Consider the following 20,130-nt stretch of genomic DNA (forward strand, 5'->3'; position numbering starts at 1 on the left):
ACTACACTGCCGCGCATGGACACCGCCATCAGCGAACTCGCCCCGACCCTGGCCCGCCTGCGCACCGCCTGGCAGGCGCGCAAGCCCGATTACCAGCAGCGCCGCAACGACCTGCAACGCCTGCGCGACGCGCTCAAGCGGCGGCTGGACGAAATGGGCAAGGCGATTTCCGCCGACTTCGGCCATCGCTCGCCGCACGAATCGCGCATCGCCGACGGCATGACCGTGCTCAACGAGATCGACCACCTGCGCAAGCACCTGCGTGGCTGGATGAAGCCGCGCAGGGTCGGCGTGGGCTGGCGCTTCCTGCCGGCGCGCGCGGAGACGCGCGCGGAGCCGGTCGGCGTGGTCGGGGTGATCGCGCCGTGGAACTACCCGGTCAACCTGGCGCTGATCCCGCTGGCCACCGCGATCGCGGCCGGCAACCACGTCTACCTCAAGCCGTCCGAGCACACGCCGCACACCAGCGCCTTCCTGCGCAGCCTGCTGGCCGAGGTCTTCCCGGCCGAGCGGGTGGCGGTGGCCGAAGGCGGCGCCGAGGTCGCCGCCGCCTTCGCCGCCTTGCCGCTCGACCACCTGGTGTTCACCGGCTCCACCGAGGTGGGGCGCAAGGTGATGGCCGCGGCCGCGCCGAACCTGACCCCGGTGACGCTGGAACTCGGCGGCAAGTCGCCGGCGATCGTCTGCGAGGACTATCCGGTCGAGCAGGCCGCCGCACGCATCGCCACCGGCAAGTGGTTCAACGGCGGGCAGACCTGCATCGCCCCCGACTACGTGCTGCTGCCCAAGGGCAAGCGCGACGATTTCGTCAAGGCGCTGCGCAAGGAAGTGCAGGCCCGCTACGGCGAGAACCTGGAGAACCTCGGCGACTACACCCGCATCATCAACGACGGCCAGTACGCGCGGCTGAAAGGCCACCTGGACGACGCCAAGGCGCGCGGCATCGAGAAAGTGACCCTGGCCGGGCATGCCGACCCGGCGCAGCGCCTGCTGCCGCCGACCCTGCTGCTGGAGCCGGGCGACGACGCCACGGTGATGCAGGACGAGATCTTCGGGCCGCTGCTGCCGATCCGCAGCTACAAGTCGCTGGACGAGGCGATCGCCTACGTCAACGGGCGCGACCGGCCGCTGGCCTTGTATCCCTTCAGCAACGACAGGGCGACGGTCGAGAAGATCCTGCGCAGCACGCTGGCGGGCGGGGTGTCGGTCAACGACACCCTGTTCCACTTCGCGGTCAGCGGCCTGCCGTTCGGCGGCATCGGCCCCAGCGGGATGGGCGCCTACCACGGCCGCGCCGGCTTCGACGCGACCAGCAAGCAGCTGCCGATCCTGTGGCAGGCGCGCCGCACCGGTGCGGACCTGCTGAAGCCGCCGTACAGGGAGGCGCAGTGGCTGATCGACCTGATCGTGCGCTGAGGTCGCCCATGAAGATCGCCAGCTGGAACGTCAATTCGCTCAATGTGCGCCTGCCGCACCTGCAACGCTGGCTGGACGAGGCGAAGCCGGACGTGGTCGCGCTGCAGGAAACCAAGCAGGAAGACCACAAGTTCCCCGAGGACGCGCTGCTCGAGCTCGGCTACCGCAGCATGTTCTGCGGGCAGAAGACCTACAACGGCGTCGCCATCGTCAGCCGCCTGCCGTTCGCCGGCGAATGCGTGACCGCGATCCCGGGCTTCGAGGATCCGCAGAAGCGCGTGCTGGCGGCGACCGTGGGCGATCTGCGCATCGTCGACCTGTACGTCGTGAACGGCGAGGCGGTGGGCAGCGAGAAGTTCGACTACAAGCTGCGCTGGCTGGCGGCGGTGCGCGAATGGCTGCGCGAGGAAATCGCCGCGCACCCGAACCTGGTCGTGCTCGGCGATTTCAACATCGCCCCCGACGACCGCGACGTGTTCGATCCCAAGCGCTGGCGCGAGAAGATCCTGTGCTCGACGCCGGAGCGCGAGGCCTATCGTTCCTTGCTGGACCTGGGCCTGCACGACAGCTTCCGCCTGTTCAACGACGAGGCCGGCCACCACAGCTGGTGGGACTACCGCCTGTCCGGCTTCGAGCGCGGCTGGGGCCTGCGCATCGACCTGGTGCTGGTCAGCGAGGCGCTGAAGGCGCGTTGCACCGGCGCCGGCATCGACCGCGAACCGCGCGGCTGGGAACGCCCGAGCGACCACACCCCGGTGTTCGTCGAGATCGCCGACGCCTGATCTCCCGGCGGAACCTCCCGGCGGACGTAAAACAGAGGCCCGGCGAACCGGGCCTCGTCACTTCCCTGTGATCTGAACGCCGTTGCCCGGCGCGCGGCTCAGCGCACGCGGCCGCGCCGGAACAGGTTGACGATGGCGAGCAGGATGACCGCACCGATGAACGCGGACACATAGCCCATGAAGCCCGCGCCGCCGATCATCGGGGCGATGAACTGGCCGCCGATCCAGGAGCCGATGATGCCGACCACCACGTTGAGGATGATGCCCTGCTGGCCGTCGGTCTTCATGACCAGACTGGCCAGCCAGCCGATGATGCCGCCGATGATCAACCAAATGATCAAGCCCATGTTGCACTCCTTGAGTCGAAACAAGACGCCGCTGCGCCGGGTGATGCCACGCCCGGAGCTTGCGATGGACGATGTGACGGCGGTGTCTGCGTCCGCACCAGGATCCTGCGCGTTCAGGCATGTGCGCCCGGAGTGAGGGCCGCGCCGGCGGCGATGCCTTGTCGCCGGATCCCTACCAGCTGTACAGCTTGTAGTAGGTCATCGGCGCTTCGCCCTTGCCCCAATCCAGCTTGCCGTCGCCGTCGCGGTCGTACACGTAGTAGGTCGGCCCGCGGAACGGCATCACCTTCACCATCTTCAACGCGCCCGCCACGCGGTATTCGGTGATCACGTCGCCGTTGGTTTCGGTACGGGTGACCGGCTCGGCGTTGGCCAGCATGTCCTCGGGCGGCACGGTGGCGCAGGCGGACAGCGCCAGCGCGAACAGCAGGGGAAGGATCGGGCGCATGGCCGGCTCCGGCATGGGGTGGACGAAAGTATGCGCGATGGCGGACGTGGCGTGCGGTGAAGCGTCAGGCCTCGGTCGCCTCCGCTGTTTCGGCGTTCAGTTCGAGGAAGCCGCCCGACTGCCGCTGCCACAGCTGCGCATACAGGCCGCCGCGCGCGAGCAACTGCTCGTGGGTGCCTTCCTCGACGATGCGGCCGGCGTCCATCACCACCAGCCGGTCCATCGCGGCGATGGTCGACAGCCGGTGGGCGATCGCGATCACCGTCTTGCCCTGCATCAACCGATACAGGTTTTCCTGGATCACCGCTTCCACTTCCGAATCCAGCGCCGACGTCGCCTCGTCCAGCACCAGGATCGGCGCGTTCTTCAGCAGCACGCGGGCGATGGCGATGCGCTGGCGCTGGCCGCCGGACAGCTTGACCCCGCGTTCGCCGACCTGGGCGTCGTAGCCGCGGCGGCCCTTGGCATCGACCAGCTCGGCGATGAAGCCGTCCGCATTGGCTTGCCGCGCGGCTTCGATCATCTCCTCGTCGGTCGCATCGGGGCGTCCGTACAGGATGTTCTCGCGCACCGAGCGATGCAGCAACGACGTGTCCTGCGTCACCACCCCGATCTGCGCGCGCAACGAATCCTGCTGCACGGACGCGACATCCACGCCATCCACCGTGATCCGGCCCGCTTCGACATCGTGGAAGCGCAGCAGCAGGTTCACCAGGGTCGACTTGCCGGCGCCGCTGCGCCCGACCACGCCGATCTTCTCGCCCGGCGCGATGTGCAGGTTCAGGTGCTCGATGACGCCGCTGCCCTTGCCGTAGTGGAAGGCGACGTCCTCGAAGCGCACGTCGCCGGCGGCGCGCGGCAATGCGGATGCGCCGGGGGCATCGTCCACCGTCGGCGGCAGCGAGATCGAGCTGATCCCGTCGTGCACGGTACCGATGTTCTCGAACAGCGCCGACAGCTCCCACATGATCCAGTGCGACATGCCGAGCAGGCGCAGCGCCAGCGCCGAGGCCACCGCGACCGCGCCGACGCTGACGTGGCCGTGCAGCCACAACCAGATCCCGAGCGCGCCGACCGCGAACAGCAGCGCCATGTTCAGCGCGTACAGCAGGCTGTAGACATTGGTCGCCAGCCGCATCTGCCGATAGACGGTCTGCAGGAAGCCGCCCATCGCCTCGCGCGCGTAGGCCTGCTCGCGCTGCGAATGCGAGAACAGCTTGACGGTGGCGATATTGGTGTAGCTGTCGACGATGCGCCCGGTCATGGTCGAGCGCGCGTCGGCCTGCTCCTGCGAGACCTTGCCCATCTTCGGCACGAACCAGCGCATCAGCAGGCCGTAGCAGAGCAGCCAGCCGGCGAACGGCAGCATCAGCCGCCAGTCCGCGCTGGCGGCCACCACCAGCGTGCCGCCGAAATACACCAGCACGTAGTTGCCGATGTCGAGCAGCTTGACCACGGTCTCGCGCACGGCGAGCGAGGTCTGCATCAGCTTGGTGGCGATGCGCCCGGCGAACTCGTCCTGGAAATAGCCCATCGACTGCCGCAGCAGGTAGCGATGCACGTTCCAGCGGATCCGCATCGGGAAATTGCCGAGCAGGGTCTGGTGCTGCACCAGCGAATTGAGCAGCACCAGCGCCGGCAGGCCGACCAGCACCAGCGCCGCCATCCACGCCAGCCGCGCGCCTTCCTGCGCCAGGAAGCCGGCCGCGCCCAGCGCGGTCATGCGATCGACCAGCGCGCCGACATAGGCGTACAACGCCACCTCCGCCAGCGCGATCAGGCCGGTGGTGACGGTCAGCACCAGCAGCCAGGGCTCGGCGCCGCGGGTGTAGTGGCGGCAGAACGCGTACAGGCTGGCCGGCGGCTGCGCGGGCGGCGCGTCGGGGAAGGGGTCGAGGCGGGATTCGAACCAGCGCAGCATCATCTTCATCCGTACGATGTGCGGGCATTGTGCCAGCGCGCCGCCGCGTAGAATCCGTGCATGGCCAAGCTCGTACTGATCGACGGATCGTCCTACCTGTATCGCGCCTTCCACGCGCTGCCGCCGCTGAGCAATGCCGCCGGCGAGCCGACCGGCGCGCTGTTCGGCGTGGTCAACATGCTGCGCGGGCACCTCAAGGAGAAGCCGGAGTACATCGCCTTCGTGGTCGATGCGCCCGGCAAGACCTTCCGCGACGACCTGTATCCCGAGTACAAGGCCAATCGCCCGCCGATGCCGGACGAGTTGCGCGCGCAGGTCGAACCGATGATGGCGATCGTGTCCGCGCTGGGCATCCCGATCATCCGCGAATCCGGCGTCGAAGCCGACGACGTGATCGGCACGCTGGCGGTGCAGGGCGCGGCGCAGGGCATCGACGTGGTGGTCTCCACCGGCGACAAGGACATGGCGCAGCTGGTGCGCCGCGCTCCAAATGGCGCAGGTGTGGCGCTGGTCAATACCATGAGCGGCGGCAAGCTGGATTCGGATGCCGCGGTGCTCGACAAGTTCGGCGTGCGCGCCGACCAGATCGTCGATTACCTGGCGCTGATGGGCGACACGGTGGACAACATCCCCGGCGTACCCAAGTGCGGGCCGAAGACCGCGGCCAAATGGCTGGCGGAGTACGGCACGCTCGATGGCGTGATCGCCAACGCCGGCAAGATCGGCGGCAAGATCGGCGAGAGCTTGCGCGAAGCCTTGCCGCGGCTGCCGCTGAATCGCGAGCTGACCACCATCAAGACCGACCTCGCCCTGCACGAGGCGCCGGGCGAACTGCACCTGCGCGAACGCGATGTCGAGGCCTTGCGCGTGCTGTACACGCGCTACGGTTTCAACCAGGCATTGAAGGAACTCGATGGCGGCGCGGCGAGCGCATCGGTCAAGGCCGACGAGAAAGAGCCGGGCGTCGCGCGCGGTGGCGGCTTCGTCGCCCCCGCCGCCCCCGCCGCGCAAACCGGGATCGATCCTGCGTTGTCCGCGCCCGGCGACTACGAATGCGTGCTGACGCCGGCGCAACTCGAGGCATGGGTGGCGCAGCTGCATGCCGCCGAAGAATTCGCCTTCGATACCGAAACCGACTCGCTGGATCCGATGCGCGCGAACCTGGTCGGCATCAGCCTGAGCGTCAAACCCGGCAAGGCCTGTTACATCCCGTTGGCGCACAGCGCCCCCGGCGTCGCCGCGCAACTGCCGCGCGATGTGGTGCTGGCCGCGCTGCGTCCGCTGCTGGCCGATCCGGCGAAGAAAAAGCTCGGCCAGCACGGCAAGTACGACATCCATGTGCTGCGCCGCCACGGCATCGACCTGCAGGGCTATGCCGACGACACCATGCTGGAAAGCTTCGTGCTGAATGCCGGCATCGCCCGCCACGACATGGATTCGCTGGCGTTGCGCCACCTCGGCTACCAGACCGTGAAGTACGAGGACGTGGTCGGCAAGGGTGCCAAGCAGATCGGCTTCGCCCAGGTCGCGCTGGACGACGCCACCCGCTATGCCGCGGAAGACGCCGACATCACCCTGCGGCTGCATCGCGTCATGCTGCCGAAGCTCGAGGCGGAACCGAAGCTGTTGTCGGTGTACCGCGACATCGAGATGCCGCTGGTGCCGGTGCTGGCGCGGATCGAAGCCAACGGGGTGATGATCGATGCCGACGAACTGCGCCGGCAATCGGCCGAACTGTCGCGGCGCATGCTGGCCGCGCAGCAGAAGGCGACCGAACTCGCCGGCCGCAGCTTCAACCTGGATTCGCCCAAGCAGCTCGGCGCGCTGCTGTTCGATGAATTGAAGCTGCCGGCGTTGGTGAAGACGCCCAGCGGTGCGCCCTCGACGAATGAAGAAGCGCTGGAAGCGATCGCCGACCAGCACGAACTGCCGCGGATCATCCTCGAGTACCGCGGCCTGGCGAAGCTGCGCAGCACCTACACCGACAAGCTGCCGGAGATGGTCAACCCGGACACCGGCCGCGTGCACACCAGCTATCACCAGGCCGGCGCGGCGACCGGGCGGTTGTCCTCGTCCGATCCCAACCTGCAGAACATCCCGATCCGCAGCGAGGAAGGCCGGCGTATCCGCACCGCCTTCGTCGCGCCGCCCGGGCGCAAGCTGGTGGCCTGCGACTATTCGCAGATCGAGCTGCGGATCATGGCCCACCTGTCGGAGGACGCGACCCTGGTGCGCGCCTTCGAGTCCGGCGCCGATATCCATCGCGCCACCGCTGCGGAAGTGTTCGGCAAGCCGCTGGAAGAGGTCACGTCGAACGAGCGCCGTGCCGCCAAGGCGATCAACTTCGGGCTGATGTACGGCATGGGCGCGTTCGGGCTGGCGCGCCAGCTGGGGATCGCGCGCGGCGAGGCGCAGGACTACATCGCGCTGTACTTCAGCCGCTATCCGGGCGTGCGCGACTTCATGGAGCGCACCCGCGAACAGGCGCGCGAGCAAGGCTATGTCGAAACCGTGTTCGGCCGCCGGCTGGCGCTGGACTACATCCACTCGCGCAATGCCGCGCAGCGCGCCGGCGCCGAGCGTGCCGCGATCAACGCGCCGATGCAGGGCACCGCCGCCGACATCATCAAGCGCGCGATGGTCGATATCGACGGCTGGCTGGCCGGGCAGGGCGGCCGTGCGCTGATGCTGATGCAGGTCCACGACGAACTGGTGTTCGAGGCCGACGAGGCCTTCCTGCCGACCCTGTTGGCCGAGGTCCCGGCGCGGATGGCGGGCGCTGCGCGGCTGCGGGTGCCGCTGGTGGTCGATACCGGGGTCGGCGACAACTGGGACGAGGCCCACTGAGTCGTCGCGAAACCCGTGAGATTGGCCTTGCAGAGCGGTTTTCCGGCGACCATCGGGGCTGGAATGAATCATTCCTGAACCCAACGGTTCTTTAACTGCAATCTTCACGAACCATCAAGGTGGGGAGTGGTCATATCACTCGCGACAGATGCAACGTCTGTCGCCGATCACTACCCCTCCCCTGGTGTGATCCCGGAACTGTCAGGTACTCCCCGACCTGCGTTCCACCCCCCGGCCCCGCAGCCCTCCCCCTGGCTTGCGGGGCTTTTTTATGTGCCGCCTTTGGCGGCGCATAAAAACCCAAAGGTTTGCTGCGCAAACTTTGGGCCCCGGCTAGTGCCTCCGATCCCCGCGCCTTCGGCGCGCCCCCTTACCAAGGGGGCTTTGCTCCATGTGGGAATATCGTGGTCGTAAGGTCACAGATAAGGACTTCCGATGTCCGCATTATTCGAATTGTCCGCGCCGTGGTGGGTGTTCGTGTTGCGCGCGGTCGCGGTCTACGTGCTGGTGATGGTGCTGGTGCGGGTGTCCGGCAAGCGCGCGGTGGGACAGTTCACGCCGTTCGACCTGGTGCTGCTGATCCTGATCGGCAATGCGGTGCAGAACGGGATCAATGGCGGCGACAACTCGCTGACCGGCGCGGTGATCATGGCCACCACCCTGATCGCGTTGAATTACGCCGTGGCGTTCAGTACCTCGCGCAGCCGTCGCGTCGAGCGCCTGATCGAGGGCGTGCCGGTGGTGCTGGCGCGCGATGGCAAGGTGTTCGAGCGCGTGTTGCGCGAGCAGCTGGTCAGCGACGCGGATTTCCACAAGGCGCTGCGCCAGCACGACGTGTCGGAAGTGTCGGACGTCGCCCTCGCGCTGCTCGAGACCAACGGCAGCATCAGCGTGGTGCCGCGGCACGGCGGCGGCGGCGATCGCGCCGCGCAGTACCTCGCCTATTTCGACGGTAGCTCGCCGCCCGCTTCCGACAGCCAGTCGCGCGGCCGCAGGTAGTCCGCCAGCCGCGCCTCGTCGCTGCCGGGCTGCGGCGCGTAGCCGTATTCCCAGCGCACCAGCGGCGGCAGGCTCATCAGGATCGATTCGGCGCGGCCGCCGCTCTGCAGGCCGAACAGGGTGCCGCGGTCGAACACCAGGTTGAACTCGACGTAGCGGCCGCGCCGGTACAACTGGAATTGGCGCTCGCGCTCGCCGTAGGGCGCATCCTTGCGGCGTTCGACGATCGGCAGGTACGCATCGAGGAAGCCGTCGCCGACCGCGCGCATGTAGGCGAAGTCGCCGTCGAAATCGCCGTGCAGGTCGTCGAAGAACAGGCCGCCGACGCCGCGGGTCTCGTCGCGGTGCCTGAGGAAGAAATACTCGTCGCACCAGCGCTTGTGCGCGGCATAGCGCTCGCCGCCGCCGAAGGGCTCGCACAGGCCGCGCGCGGTGCGGTGCCAATGCCGCACGTCCTCGTCGAACGGATAGAACGGGGTGAGGTCGAAGCCGCCGCCGAACCACCATGCGACGGTTTCGCCGTCGCGCATCGCGCGGAAATGGCGCACGTTGGCATGCGTGGTCGGCAGGTAGGGATTGCGCGGGTGGAATACCAGCGAGACGCCGACCGCACGCCACGAGGCCCCGGCCAGTTCCGGCCGCGCGGCGCTGGCCGATGGCGGCAGCCTGGTCCCCGAGACATCGGAAAAGCCGATCCCGGCCTGCTCGAACACCGCGCCCTCGCGCAGGACGCGGGTGCGGCCGCCGCCGCCTTCGGCGCGGGTCCATGCGTCTTCGGCGAAGCGCGCGCCGCCGTCCGCGGCCTCGATCGCCGCGCAGATACGGTCCTGCAGGCCGGTCAGGTAATCGCGGACGGTGTCGATGTCGGGGATCTGCGTCATCCGCGCATTGTAGGGGGCGTGGCGAACCGGCCACCCGTCCATCCGCCTGGCGCATGCCGGCAGGCGTTCGCAGATTCGCGGCTAACGCTGCCCGGAATCCCCGCGTTTCCGGCCTGCCGGCTTGCAAGCCGGCAGGCGTTCGCAGGCTCGCAGCTAACGCTGCTCGAAATCCCTGCTCACCCCCCGCAGCCGCGGCATCCCGTGTTCGTCGCGTTCCTCGATCGCCGCGGTGTCGGCGATCTGCTGGCGCAGGTCGCGGCCCGGGAGTTCGTGCAGGGCATCGCCGCGCTGGCTGCGCAGGGCGTTGGCATAGGCCAGGCGCGCGCGCGATTCGTCGCCGGCTTGCAGCGCGCCATCGCCCAACGCTTCCCACGCCGGCGCGCCCGCGCCGTGGCCGATCGCGCGATGCAGCCAGCTGTCCGCCTGCGGCCATTGCCCCTGCGTCTGCGCGATGCGCGCGGCGGACAGCAGCAGCGCCGGGCTGGACGGATGGGCGGGCAGCCAGCGCTCGACCTGCGTGCGGCGATGCTCGAGGCGCGATACCGGCAAGCGTCCGTACAGCTCCGCGAGCTCCTCGCTCCATTGCGCATCCAATGCCTGTTCCAGGCTGCGCGTCGCCGCCTCGTCCCAGCGCAGCGCCGCCGCGCGCCGCGCATACGCCGCGACCACCGCAGGCGTGGTGCGCAACGCTTGCGGCAGCGCATCCCAGCGATCCGCCAGCGCGTTCGCGTCGCCGGCCTCTTGCAGCGATCGGGCGGCCAGGTCGGCCTGCAGCGCATCCAGCTGCGTCGCCGGCAGCGCCTGTTGCTGGCGCAGCGCGCCGAGCAGGCCGTAGGCCTCGTGGCTGCGGCCGGCCGCGGCCAATGCATCGGCGCGCAGGCGCAGGCCGCGTGGCGGCAGTGGCTGCGCATTGGGCGCATCGAGCGCGGCCAGTGCGGCGCTGGCATCGCCGCGCGCCAGCGCCTGCTGGGCGAGCAGCACCGCCTGCGCGGCTGGGTGGCGTTCGCCCAGGGCATGTGCATGTGCGGCGGCGGCGGCATCGTCGCCGCGCGCCTGCGCCGCGCGTGCGGCATGCGCGCGCGCCACGGCCTCGGCATCGCCGTTGTCCGCGGCCTGCTTCAGCAGCTGTTCGGCACGCGCGTAATCGCCGCGCTGGTAGGCGGCCAGGCCTTCGGTGAGTTTCGCGCGGGCCTGGCGTTCGCGATGCCGCTTCCACGCGCGGAACGGCAGCCGCAGCAGGTTCCACGCCAGCACCAGGACGAACAGCGCCGCCAGCAGGATGCCGAGGCCGGCGGCGACGGTGGTGGTGTAGTCGCTGCCGCGGTAACGCACCAGCACATAGCCCGGATCCTGCAGCAACACCTGCGCCAGCAGCGCGCCGAGCACCGCCAGCACCAGCCAGAACAGCACGCTGCGGAACAGGTTCATGTGGCCTCCGGTGCTTCGGTTGTCCATGCAAGCATCGCAAGCGCGATGCTTGCATGGCGTGAGCGCGTCATTGCCCGCGCAGGGCGCGCAATTGTTGCAGCGTGGTGCCGGACAGGGGCGAGTCCGCGCGCAGCGGCGAGGCCCTGAGTTCGGCGACGACGCGGCGCTTCTGCGGCAAGGCCGGCGAACCGGCCAGCAGGCGCTGCAGCCCGGCGTCGATGCGCGCCAGCGCGATGCCGAGCGCGGCGCCGTCGCGGCGTTCGATCGCCGCGCGCGCCAGGCTGGCTTCGACCTGCAATGCGGCCAGTGCGGCCTCGCGGTCCGGGCGCTGTTGCAGGCCGCTGCCGGCGGTGGGCTGCACGCGGATCACCCGCGCCAGCAGGCGTTCGTACCAGGGCGCGCGCGCGTCGCTGGCCGTGCCTGCGCTCGGCGCGGCCTGCACGCCGGTCGTCAGTTTCTCCAGCAAGGCATTCGCATGGACGCGCGGATCCGCGCCCAGCGCTTCCATCGCCGCCTGCTCCTGGGCCAGCGTCTGCCGCAGGTTGAGATAGGCCGGATCGTCGATCCCGGCCAGCAGCGGCGCGGCCAGCGCCAGCGCGCGGCGCGCGCCGTCGACGTCATCCGCCAATTGCAGGCGTTGCTGGCCGATGCCGAGCAGCAATTCGATCTCGTCCAGCCGCAACGATTGCGCGCCATGGCGGTCGGGATCGGCCAGTTTCGATACGCTGTCCTCGAGCAGGGCGGCGCGCTGGCCGATGCCGAGCAGTTCGTCGCGCAGTACCCGGTTGGTCGCCTCCGCCTGTTGCAGGCGCTGCGCCTGCGCCTGCTGCGCGTTGCGCAGGGCATCGATCCGCGCCTGCTCCGCTTCGCGCAGCTGCAAGGCCTGTTCGGCGATCCGCGCCTGCTGCGAACGCCACTGTTGCAGGCCGTACCAGGCCGCGGCGGCCAGCGCGATGGCGAACAGCAGCAGCAACAACAGGCCGCCGGCGCGCGAGCGCCCGGGCGGTGCGGCGGCGGGGGAAGGCGATGCGTCCACCCGGCGATCCTAAACGAATCCCGCTAGCCGAAGGTCCCGGCCGCGGCGCGCAGCAGCGAGCCGGGGCGCGCGTCGGCGGCGATCGCGATGCGGCGGAAACCGGCGTCGCGCGCGACCGCGGCCAGCCGCGCGCCGGCGGCAACGACCGCGACCCGGGCGAACGGTTTGCGCAGCGGCGCCGGCAGCGCGGCCATCGCCTGCTGCAAGGCCTCGCCGCTGCCCAGCGGCAGCAGCAGGCGCCGCGGATCGGCCAGTGCGATGCGCAGCCTTTCCAGCGCCTGCGGCGCGGGCGGCAACGCGACCCGCGCATACACGTCCGCCCGCAACACCTCGGCGCCGCGCCCGCGCAGGGCCGGCGCCAGCAGGTTGCGTCCGCCGCTGCCGGTGACCAGGCCGATGCGGCGCTGCGCGACCGCGCCGAGTTCCGCCATCGCCAGCAGGCCTTCGCTGTCCATCCGTCGCGGTGCCCGCGCATCGACGCCGTGCCGCCGCAGCGCGCGCGCGGTGCCGCTGCCGACCGCCAGCACGACCTGTCCGCGGCGCGGCCGCAGCGCTTGCATCGCCGCCGCCATCGCGACCGCATTCGGACTGGTGTAGAGCACGATGTCGCCACCCGATGCTTGCCGCAATGCGGCGCGCGTCGCCGCATCGGAACGGGCTTCGATCGCGAACGGCGACAACGCCAGGGTGCGTGCGCCCAGGCGCGCCGCCGCGGCGCGCAGGCTGGCGTGCTGTCCGCGCGGACGCAGCGACAGTACGCACCAGTCTTGAAGCGGAAGTGCTTGATCGGCAATGCGCGGCATGCCGCCAGCTTGGCATGGCCTTGGCGTTTGCGTCAGGCTGCGCGCATGAAGCACAACGATTCCCCGCTGGTCGCGCTCGCCGCGCATTTCGCCGGCATGCCGCCGGTCGCGGCGCTCGATCCCGCCATCGCCGCCTGGGGCGATGGCCACCTGCGCCTGTCCGCGCCGCTTTCCGCCAACGTCAACGACAAGGGCTGCGCCTTCGGCGGCAGCCTGGTCTCGCTGATGACCATCGGCGCCTGGGGGCTGGTGTTCCTGGAGCTGGCGCAGGCCGGCATCGAGGCCGACATCTTCGTCGCCGACAGCCGGGTGCGTTACCTGAAGCCGGTGTTCGAGGACATCGTGGTCGAGGCGGGCTTCGACGATGCCGGCGAGCGCGCGAGCCTGGTCGACGTCCTGCGCAAGCAGGGCCGCGCCAGCATTCGCCTGAAATCGGAATCGCTGCTCGCCGATGGCGGGGTGGCGGCCAGCTTCGTCGGCCGTTACGTGGCGATCTTGCGCGATTGAGCGCTGCTCGCCTGCGCTCGCGTAGGATGGGCCATCCCCCGCGGAGCTTCCCGATGAGCAAGTTGTTGCTGCGCTGCCTGCTGGCCTGCTGCCTGGCCCTGCTGGCCGGTTGCCCGAAGTCGGCGAGCAAGGGCACCGCCCTGGACGAAGTCCAGTACGCCTATTCGGCGGCGATCCGCTGGGGCGATTTCGAGGGCGCATGGAACCTGGTCGACCCGGAGGTGCGCAAGCAGCACCCGCTCAGCGACATCGACTTCTCCCGCTACAAGCAGGTGCAGATCTCCGGCTACCGCGACCAGGGCGGCACCGTGCTCGGCAGCGGCGAGGTGGTGCGCGACATCGAGATCGGGGTGATCAACCGCAATACCCTGGCCGAGCGCAGCGTGCGCTACCGCGAGCGCTGGCGTTACGACGAGGCGGCCAAGACCTGGTGGCTGGTCAGCGGCCTGCCGGATCTGTGGGGCGACTGAACCCCGCATCTGCGCCGCCGGCAATCGCCTACAATCGCGGCCCCCGCATCCACCGGCCGAGCCCGTGACCCTTGCCGAACTGATGGCCTTCGCCGGCCGCCACCCGCTGCTGTCGCTGGCCCTGGCCGGCATCACCCTGGCCCTGATCTACAACGAGATCGCCGGCCGCCTGTCCGGATACCGCCGCCTGGGCCCGGCCCAGCTGACCGCGTTGATCAACCGCGACAACGCGCTGGTGGTCGACCTGCGCCCGATCGCCGACTTCGACAAGGGCCATATCGCCGGCAGCAAGAACGTGCAGATGAGCCAGTTCGATCCCGAGAACAAGCAGCTGGCGCCGGCCAAGGCGCTGCCGGTGGTGTTGGTCTGCAAGGCCGGCGAAAGCGCCGATGGCGCCGCCAAGCGCCTGCGCAAGGCCGGGTTCACCAACGTCAACGTACTCGAAGGCGGCATCCAGGCCTGGCAGTCGGCCGACCTGCCGCTGGTGAAAGGACGCGGCTGAGGCGCTTGCCGCGGGCCCTTGCAAGCAGGGCCGAGGCACCCCAAGTCAGATTCGCCGTGCCGTTCGGTGCGATAATGCCCGTTTGGTTCCGCGCCCTCTTTCCGCACGCCACGCATTCCCTGGAGTCACCCATGTCCGATGAAATCCTGAACGGCGCCGCCGCCGAGTCCCAAGCGCAGCCGCAAGGCGCTTCCTTCACCGTCGAGAAGCTGTACGTGAAGGACCTGTCCTTCGAGGCGCCGAACGCGCCGCAGGTGTTCAACGAACAGGGCCAGCCGGACCTGCAGATGAAGCTCAGCCAGAAGGTGCAGCGCCTGGCCGAGGCCGCGTTCGAGGTCAGCCTGGGCATCACCATCACCTGCACCCTGAACGGCAAGACCGCCTACCTGGCGGAAGTCGAGCAGGCCGGCGTGTTCGGTCTGGCCGGCTTCGACGAGCAGATCCTCGACGCCATGCTCGGCACCCAGTGCCCGAACATCCTGTACCCGTACGCGACCGCCGCGATCGGCCAGCTGATCGTCAACGGCGGCTTCCCGCCGTTCCCGATGCAGCCGATCAACTTCGATGCGCTGTATGGCGAAAGCCTGCGCCAGCGCGCCGAGCAGATCGCGCAGCAGGGCGGCGCTGCCGGCCTTGCCAACGCGGAAGCCGCCGGCAACGCGTAAGCTGCCGGCTGCATGACGCAGTCAGCCAAACCGGCGGTCGCGGTACTGGGCGCGGGCTCCTGGGGCACCGCGCTCGCCGCGTTGATCGCCCGCCACGGGCACCGCACGGTGCTGTGGGGCCGCGATGCGGCCACCATCGCGGCGATCGAAGCGACCGGCGAGAACCCGCGCTACCTGCCCGGCATTCCCCTGCCGGGCAACCTGCGCGCGACCACCGCCCTGCCCGAAGCGATGGCCGATGCCGACCTCGTGCTGGTGGTGGTGCCCTCGCATGCCTTCGCCGAAACCCTGCGCGCGCTGGCGCCGTGGCGCGAGCCGGGCGCGGGCGTGGCCTGGGCGACCAAGGGCTTCGAGCCCGGCAGCGGCCGCTTCCTGCACGAAGTCGCCGGCGAGGTGCTGGGCGACGAGGTGCCGCTGGCGGTGGTCACCGGTCCGTCCTTCGCCAAGGAAGTGGCGCAGGGCCTGCCGACCGCGCTGACCGTGCATTCGGACGATGCCGGCTTCGCCCAGCAGGTGGCCGCGGTGCTGCACGGCCCGGCGTTCCGCGCCTACACCGGCGACGACATGCGCGGCGCCGAACTCGGCGGCGCGATGAAGAACGTGCTGGCGGTGGCCACCGGCGTCGCCGACGGCATGAACCTCGGGCTCAACGCGCGCGCCGGCCTGATCACCCGCGGCCTCAACGAGATGCTGCGGCTCAACAAGGCCATCGGCGGCCGCCCGGAAACCCTGATGGGCCTGGCCGGCCTCGGCGACCTGGTGCTGACCTGCACCGGCGACCTCTCGCGCAACCGCCGCCTCGGCCTGGCGCTGGGCCGAGGCCAGTCGATCGAGGATGCGGTGCGCGAGATCGGCCAGGTGGTGGAATCGATCCAGACCGCCGACGAAGTGATGCGCCAGGCCGATGCGCATGGCGTCGAGTTGCCCATCGCCGGCAACGTGCGCGACGTCCTGCACGGCGACATCAGCCCGGGCGAAGGCCTGAAGCGGCTGATGGCGCGCGAACAGAAGGCGGAATACCCGCAGTCGCTGTTCGATTGAACGCGCGGTGACGCCGCGGGTCGCCATCCAAGACCGCCACGTCGCGATTCCCGCTGGCGACGTCTTCGTCCGCCGCTGGATGCCGGTCGCGGGCGGGTCGCGGGCGCCGTTGATCCTGCTGCACGACTCGCTGGGCTGCGTCGAACTCTGGCGCGATTTCCCCGGCTTGCTCGCGCAGCGCCTGCAACGCCCGGTGCTGGCCTACGACCGGCTCGGCTTCGGCAAGTCCGCGCCGCGCGCCGCGATCCCCGGTCCGGAATTCATCGACGAGGAAGCGCGGCGCGACTTCCCCGCGTTGCGCGCCGCGCTCGGCATCGAACGCCACCTGCTGTTCGGCCACAGCGTCGGTGGCGGCATGGCGCTGTGCATCGCCGCGGATGCGGGCGACGACTGCCTGGCCGTGGTCAGCGAATCCGCGCAGGCGTTCGTCGAGCCGCGCACGCTGGAAGGCATACGCGCGGCGCAAGCGGCGTTCGCGGATCCGCTGCGTTTCGAACGGCTCGAACGCGTGCACGGCGACAAGGCGCGCTGGGTGCTGGCGGCATGGACCGGGGTCTGGCTGTCGCCCGCATTCGCCGATTGGAACCTGGACGCAGCGCTGGCGCGGGTGGGTTGCCCGCTGCTGGCGATCCACGGCGAGCGCGACGAATACGGGTCGCTGGCGTTCCCGCAGCGGATCGTCGCGCATGCCGGCGGCCCGGCCGAGGCGATGATCCTGCCCGGTTGCGGCCACGTGCCGCACCGCGAGCAGGCCGACGCCGTGCTGGAGCGCGTGGCCGCGTTCGCGGGCGCGATCGACGCCTGAGCCACGCAAAGAAAAACGCCCGGCAGTGCCGGGCGTTCTTGCATGGACATCGCGGAGGGGGAGGGCCGCGACGACCGGCGATGCCCGCCGAGGGGAGCGGCGGGCATCGTCCCTTTCTTCGGACGGGCGCCGCTTACCAGGTGATGCGCGGGCCGACCGTCCACTGGGTGTCGCCGCCATTGGCGACCTTGACGTCGGCGCCGATGCCCCAGTTCTGGTTGAACTTCACCTGCGCGCCAAGGCGGCCGTAGACGTCGCCGTCGTAGTTGTCGCCGTCCTCGTAGCCGAGCATCGCGTAGCCCTCGAACTTCGGCGCGAGCACGCTGCGCACGCCGGCTTCGGCGCTATAGCCGTCGACCTTGATGCCGGCGCCGGCATCGAACTTCTCGTAGGCCACGTTGCCGACGAAGTCGGTGCTGGCGCCGATCGCGCGGTTGTAGCCCACGCCGGCGCGCCACTGGTCGAAATCGACGCTGGTGTGGTCGATCTTCTGGTTGGAGTAGTCGGCGAACAGGTGCACGTTCGGGTGCACCGCGACCGAGCCGCCCAGGCCCCAGCCGTCGGCGTTGCCGGCGTCGGTATTGGTGGAGACGTAGCTGCCCTGCACGAAGTTGTAATTCGGGCGGGCCGCGTCCTGCGCGGAGGCGGCGAACGGAAGGGCGGCGACCAGGGCAAGGGCAATCAGGGAACGCTTCATGGGGGAACCTCGTTGTTGTTATTGGTCACGCCATGGGGGATGGCGTGGGGCGCATTCTGTCGAGGCGGTCACAACGCAGGCTGAATATAGAACTGATCGGTACAGGAACTATTCGGGGCAGATTCAGGTCAGGGGCCGGCCGCCGGCCGGGCGTCCCTGCTCAATGTCCGCGCGAGGCACCGACCGAGAGCACGACCGCGCCGGCACCGATCAGCAGCACGCCCAGCCACGACAGCCAGGACAGGCGTTCGCCGAGGAAGGCCAGCGCGAACAGCGCGACCAGGACCACGCTGGCCTTGTCGATGGCGGCCACCTGCGCGGTATCGCCGACCTGCAGGGCGCGGTAATAGCAGAGCCACGAGGCCGCGGTGGCGGCGGCGGACAAGGCCAGGAACAGCAGGACGCGTGGCGGCAGGGCGAAGGGGTCGCTCCATTTGCCGCTGGCCCAGACCAGCGGCGCCAGCAGCAACAGGACGATGGCGGTGCGGATCAGGGTGGCCAGGTCGGAATCCACGCCGCTCACGCCGAGCTTGGCGAACACCGCGGTCAGGGCCGCGAACACCGCCGACAGCACCGCCCAGAACATCCATCCGCTGGCGCTCATGGCCTCATCCCGATGTTCGCGCGCCGTCCCCAGCCGCGGGCGGCAGCACGTACACGATGCGTCCGGCCGCCTGTTCGCAACGCCAGCCGAGCCGCTCCGTCAGCCGTTGCGCAAGCGCGCCCAGGCCGCCGCCATCGCTGCGTTGCGCGGGTGCGGCGGCGCCGTCGCCCGGATCGGTCGCGATCTCCAGCCTGTCGCCATCCAGCCGCAACGACAGTGCCCGGCCCGAGGACGGCCAGCCGAGCTTGCCGATCGCATGGCGCAGCAACAGCAAGGCTTCGCGGCGGGGAATCCGCAAGGCGCCGGATGCGGCGATCCCCGCCGCTCGCGCTGGATCGGCCTGCAGCGCGTCGACCGCCTCGTGCAGCAAGGCGGATGCGTCGATCCGCTCGTACTGCAACGAACGCCGCCGCGCCACCGCCAGCAGCATCTCGACCAGGTCGGTCATCTCGCGCACGCCGCGATCCAGCCGCTGCAGGCGTTCGATGCGGCGCGGGTCGGTGCCGGCATCGACATCGTCGAGCATCACTTCGGTCGCGCCCTGCACGACCGCGATCGGCGTGCGCAGTTCGTGGCTGGCGTCGGCGAAGAACGCCTGTTCGTGCGCATCCGCCTCGACCAGCCGGCGCTGGTAGTCGTCGATGGCGCCGGCCAGGCGGCCCAGTTCGTCGCCGCTGGTGCGCGCGCGCAGGGCGGTGGCCTGCGGCTGCACCGGCAGCGCGTCCAGTGCCTGCGCCAGCCTGCCGAGCGGTTTCAGCGCGGCGCCGGCGAACAGCCAGGCGAGCAGGCCGGCCAGCAGGGTGCCGGCGATCACGGTGGCGGCCGCAACCCAGCCCAGGTGCTGTTCCAGCGCCTCGATGTCGCTGAGGTCGATCATGAAATACAGCCGCCCCGCGCTGGTGTCGAACACGCCCACGTGCACGCTGTCGTCGGAATCGTCCTCGTGCACGCCCAGCGGGAAATGCGCGTAGCGGGCAGGGACATCCGCACCCGTGTAGCCGCTGAGGCGATGCGTCCTCGGCAATCGCGCGGGCAGGCCGGTGGACAGCCGCAGGCCGTAGTCCTCGGCCTGGCCGCGCAGGATTTCGTTGGCCAGCACGTATTCGTAGTCCTCGGTGACGGCGAGGGTGGTCAGCGCGAACAAGGCGCTGAGCAGGAAGCCCAGCACGGTCATGGCCAGCGCCACGCGGCGTCGCAGCGGCAGCGGCGTCGCGCTCACGGCGGCGCGACCAGGCGGTAGCCGACCCCGCGCACCGACTGGATCATCGCGTGCGCGAACGGGCGGTCGACCAGCGCGCGCAGTTCGTACACCTGGGTCTGCAGGGCGGGCAGGTCGCCGCCCTCGTTGCCCCAGCCGGCCCGCAGCAGCGACTGGTGGGTGCTGACGTTCGGGTGGTTGCGCAGCAGCGCCGCGAGCAGGGCGCCTTGCAGGCGGGTGAGCGGGATGCGCTGGCCCTCGCGGCTGGCGAGCATCGCCTGCGGGTCGTAATGCAGGCCGGCGACCGCCAGGGCTTGCATCGGCGGCGCGGCATGGCGGGTCAGCGCGCGCAGGCGCGCGTCGAGTTCGCGCATGGCGAAGGGCTTGACCATGTAGTCGTCCGCGCCCTCGGCATAGCCGCGCAGCTTGTCGTCGAGGGTGTCGCGCGCGGTCAGCATCAGCACCGGCACGCCGTGTCCGGCGGCGCGCAGCCGGCGGCACAGGTCGAGCCCGTCCAGCCGCGGCAGGCCGAGATCGAGCACGATCGCGTCGAACGGGTCGCGCAGCGCGCGCGCCAGCCCGCTGGCGCCGTCCGCGCAATGGTCGACCAGGTAGCCGCGGCGTTCCAGGAAATCCCAGATGTTGGCGGCGATGTCGTGCTGGTCTTCGATCACCAGCACGCGCAGGCCGGTTGCGGTGTTGGCGGCATGTGCGTGCATCGGGATCACCTCCT

General features: G+C 70.0%; 20 protein-coding genes and 1 pseudogene. 10 read left to right on the top strand and 11 right to left on the bottom strand.

Annotation, left to right across the window (positions count from 1 at the left end; all coding sequences use genetic code 11):
• The first annotated feature begins 15 nt into the window (after window positions 1–15).
• On the top strand, window positions 16–1,416 hold the full coding sequence (locus FHQ07_RS09165; protein WP_139716518.1) for a coniferyl aldehyde dehydrogenase: 1,401 nt from the start codon (window positions 16–18) through the stop codon (window positions 1,414–1,416).
• Between the two features lie 8 nt (window positions 1,417–1,424).
• Window positions 1,425–2,198: an exodeoxyribonuclease III gene (gene xth / locus FHQ07_RS09170; RefSeq protein WP_139716519.1), complete on the top strand. Its 774-nt coding sequence runs from the start codon at window positions 1,425–1,427 to the stop codon at window positions 2,196–2,198.
• A 98-nt stretch (window positions 2,199–2,296) separates the two neighbouring features.
• Here xth and FHQ07_RS09175 read toward each other — a convergent pair whose 3' ends face one another.
• The 3 genes from FHQ07_RS09175 to FHQ07_RS09185 all read right to left on the bottom strand — a co-directional run bounded on the left by FHQ07_RS09175 (window position 2,297) and on the right by FHQ07_RS09185 (window position 4,914).
• The gene (locus FHQ07_RS09175; protein WP_139716520.1) at window positions 2,297–2,545 is read right to left on the bottom strand and encodes a GlsB/YeaQ/YmgE family stress response membrane protein; all 249 of its coding nucleotides are present in this window, start codon (window positions 2,543–2,545) and stop codon (window positions 2,297–2,299) included.
• A gap of 172 nt (window positions 2,546–2,717) precedes the next feature.
• Complete coding sequence (locus tag FHQ07_RS09180) at window positions 2,718–2,993, bottom strand: DUF2782 domain-containing protein (protein ID WP_139716521.1); 276 nt, start codon at window positions 2,991–2,993, stop codon at window positions 2,718–2,720.
• 64 nt (window positions 2,994–3,057) lie between these two features.
• Window positions 3,058–4,914 carry an ABC transporter ATP-binding protein gene (locus tag FHQ07_RS09185; RefSeq protein WP_139717991.1) on the bottom strand — a complete coding sequence of 619 codons (1,857 nt, stop codon included), beginning with the start codon at window positions 4,912–4,914 and terminating at the stop codon, window positions 3,058–3,060.
• 60 nt (window positions 4,915–4,974) lie between these two features.
• Between FHQ07_RS09185 and polA the strand changes: the two genes are divergently transcribed.
• Window positions 4,975–7,761: a DNA polymerase I gene (gene polA, locus FHQ07_RS09190; RefSeq protein ID WP_139716522.1), complete on the top strand. Its 2,787-nt coding sequence runs from the start codon at window positions 4,975–4,977 to the stop codon at window positions 7,759–7,761.
• A 435-nt stretch (window positions 7,762–8,196) separates the two neighbouring features.
• Window positions 8,197–8,664: pseudogene (locus tag FHQ07_RS09195) on the top strand (DUF421 domain-containing protein); the annotation flags it as partial.
• A 38-nt stretch (window positions 8,665–8,702) separates the two neighbouring features.
• Here the strand turns inward: FHQ07_RS09195 and hemF are convergent.
• The 4 genes from hemF to FHQ07_RS09215 form a co-directional block, all read right to left on the bottom strand.
• Entirely contained in the window at window positions 8,703–9,641 is a 939-nt protein-coding gene (gene hemF, locus FHQ07_RS09200) for an oxygen-dependent coproporphyrinogen oxidase (RefSeq protein WP_425476903.1), read from the bottom strand.
• A gap of 153 nt (window positions 9,642–9,794) precedes the next feature.
• Window positions 9,795–11,069 (bottom strand): heme biosynthesis HemY N-terminal domain-containing protein, encoded by a 1,275-nt coding sequence (locus tag FHQ07_RS09205; RefSeq protein WP_139716524.1) that lies wholly within the window; start codon window positions 11,067–11,069, stop codon window positions 9,795–9,797.
• Window positions 11,070–11,136: 67 nt separating this feature from the next.
• A complete protein-coding gene (locus tag FHQ07_RS09210; RefSeq protein ID WP_240703458.1) occupies window positions 11,137–12,105 on the bottom strand; it encodes a uroporphyrinogen-III C-methyltransferase in 969 nt (322 codons plus the stop codon).
• 23 nt (window positions 12,106–12,128) lie between these two features.
• Window positions 12,129–12,908, bottom strand: coding sequence for a uroporphyrinogen-III synthase (locus tag FHQ07_RS09215; RefSeq protein ID WP_168191529.1), 780 nt, complete (start codon window positions 12,906–12,908; stop codon window positions 12,129–12,131).
• 45 nt (window positions 12,909–12,953) lie between these two features.
• Here FHQ07_RS09215 and FHQ07_RS09220 point away from each other — a divergent pair, with 45 nt between their 5' ends.
• The 6 genes from FHQ07_RS09220 to FHQ07_RS09245 all read left to right on the top strand — a co-directional run bounded on the left by FHQ07_RS09220 (window position 12,954) and on the right by FHQ07_RS09245 (window position 16,898).
• Window positions 12,954–13,415: a YiiD C-terminal domain-containing protein gene (locus FHQ07_RS09220; RefSeq protein ID WP_139716526.1), complete on the top strand. Its 462-nt coding sequence runs from the start codon at window positions 12,954–12,956 to the stop codon at window positions 13,413–13,415.
• A 53-nt stretch (window positions 13,416–13,468) separates the two neighbouring features.
• Window positions 13,469–13,885: a hypothetical protein gene (locus FHQ07_RS09225; RefSeq protein ID WP_139716527.1), complete on the top strand. Its 417-nt coding sequence runs from the start codon at window positions 13,469–13,471 to the stop codon at window positions 13,883–13,885.
• Between the two features lie 82 nt (window positions 13,886–13,967).
• Window positions 13,968–14,387, top strand: coding sequence for a rhodanese-like domain-containing protein (locus FHQ07_RS09230; protein ID WP_139717997.1), 420 nt, complete (start codon window positions 13,968–13,970; stop codon window positions 14,385–14,387).
• Window positions 14,388–14,518: 131 nt separating this feature from the next.
• Window positions 14,519–15,052, top strand: coding sequence for a protein-export chaperone SecB (gene secB, locus FHQ07_RS09235; RefSeq protein ID WP_139716528.1), 534 nt, complete (start codon window positions 14,519–14,521; stop codon window positions 15,050–15,052).
• Between the two features lie 12 nt (window positions 15,053–15,064).
• Window positions 15,065–16,093, top strand: a complete 1,029-nt coding sequence (locus FHQ07_RS09240; protein WP_139716529.1) for an NAD(P)H-dependent glycerol-3-phosphate dehydrogenase — start codon at window positions 15,065–15,067, stop codon at window positions 16,091–16,093.
• A gap of 7 nt (window positions 16,094–16,100) precedes the next feature.
• On the top strand, window positions 16,101–16,898 hold the full coding sequence (locus tag FHQ07_RS09245) for an alpha/beta fold hydrolase (RefSeq protein WP_206202312.1): 798 nt from the start codon (window positions 16,101–16,103) through the stop codon (window positions 16,896–16,898).
• 133 nt (window positions 16,899–17,031) lie between these two features.
• On the opposite strand, the gene FHQ07_RS09250 is transcribed toward FHQ07_RS09245, so the two are convergent.
• The 4 genes from FHQ07_RS09250 to FHQ07_RS09265 form a co-directional block, all read right to left on the bottom strand.
• The gene (locus FHQ07_RS09250; RefSeq protein WP_139716530.1) at window positions 17,032–17,595 is read right to left on the bottom strand and encodes a porin family protein; all 564 of its coding nucleotides are present in this window, start codon (window positions 17,593–17,595) and stop codon (window positions 17,032–17,034) included.
• A 160-nt stretch (window positions 17,596–17,755) separates the two neighbouring features.
• A complete protein-coding gene (locus tag FHQ07_RS09255; protein WP_139716531.1) occupies window positions 17,756–18,199 on the bottom strand; it encodes an EamA family transporter in 444 nt (147 codons plus the stop codon).
• Between the two features lie 4 nt (window positions 18,200–18,203).
• Window positions 18,204–19,418: a sensor histidine kinase gene (locus FHQ07_RS09260; RefSeq protein WP_139716532.1), complete on the bottom strand. Its 1,215-nt coding sequence runs from the start codon at window positions 19,416–19,418 to the stop codon at window positions 18,204–18,206.
• Complete coding sequence (locus FHQ07_RS09265) at window positions 19,415–20,116, bottom strand: response regulator transcription factor (protein ID WP_139716533.1); 702 nt, start codon at window positions 20,114–20,116, stop codon at window positions 19,415–19,417. Before FHQ07_RS09265 ends, FHQ07_RS09260 begins: the two co-directional genes overlap by 4 nt.
• Between the last annotated feature and the right edge of the window lie 14 nt (window positions 20,117–20,130).

It is taken from the genome of Thermomonas aquatica, assembly GCF_006337105.1.
Classification (GTDB): Bacteria; Pseudomonadota; Gammaproteobacteria; order Xanthomonadales; family Xanthomonadaceae; genus Thermomonas; species Thermomonas aquatica.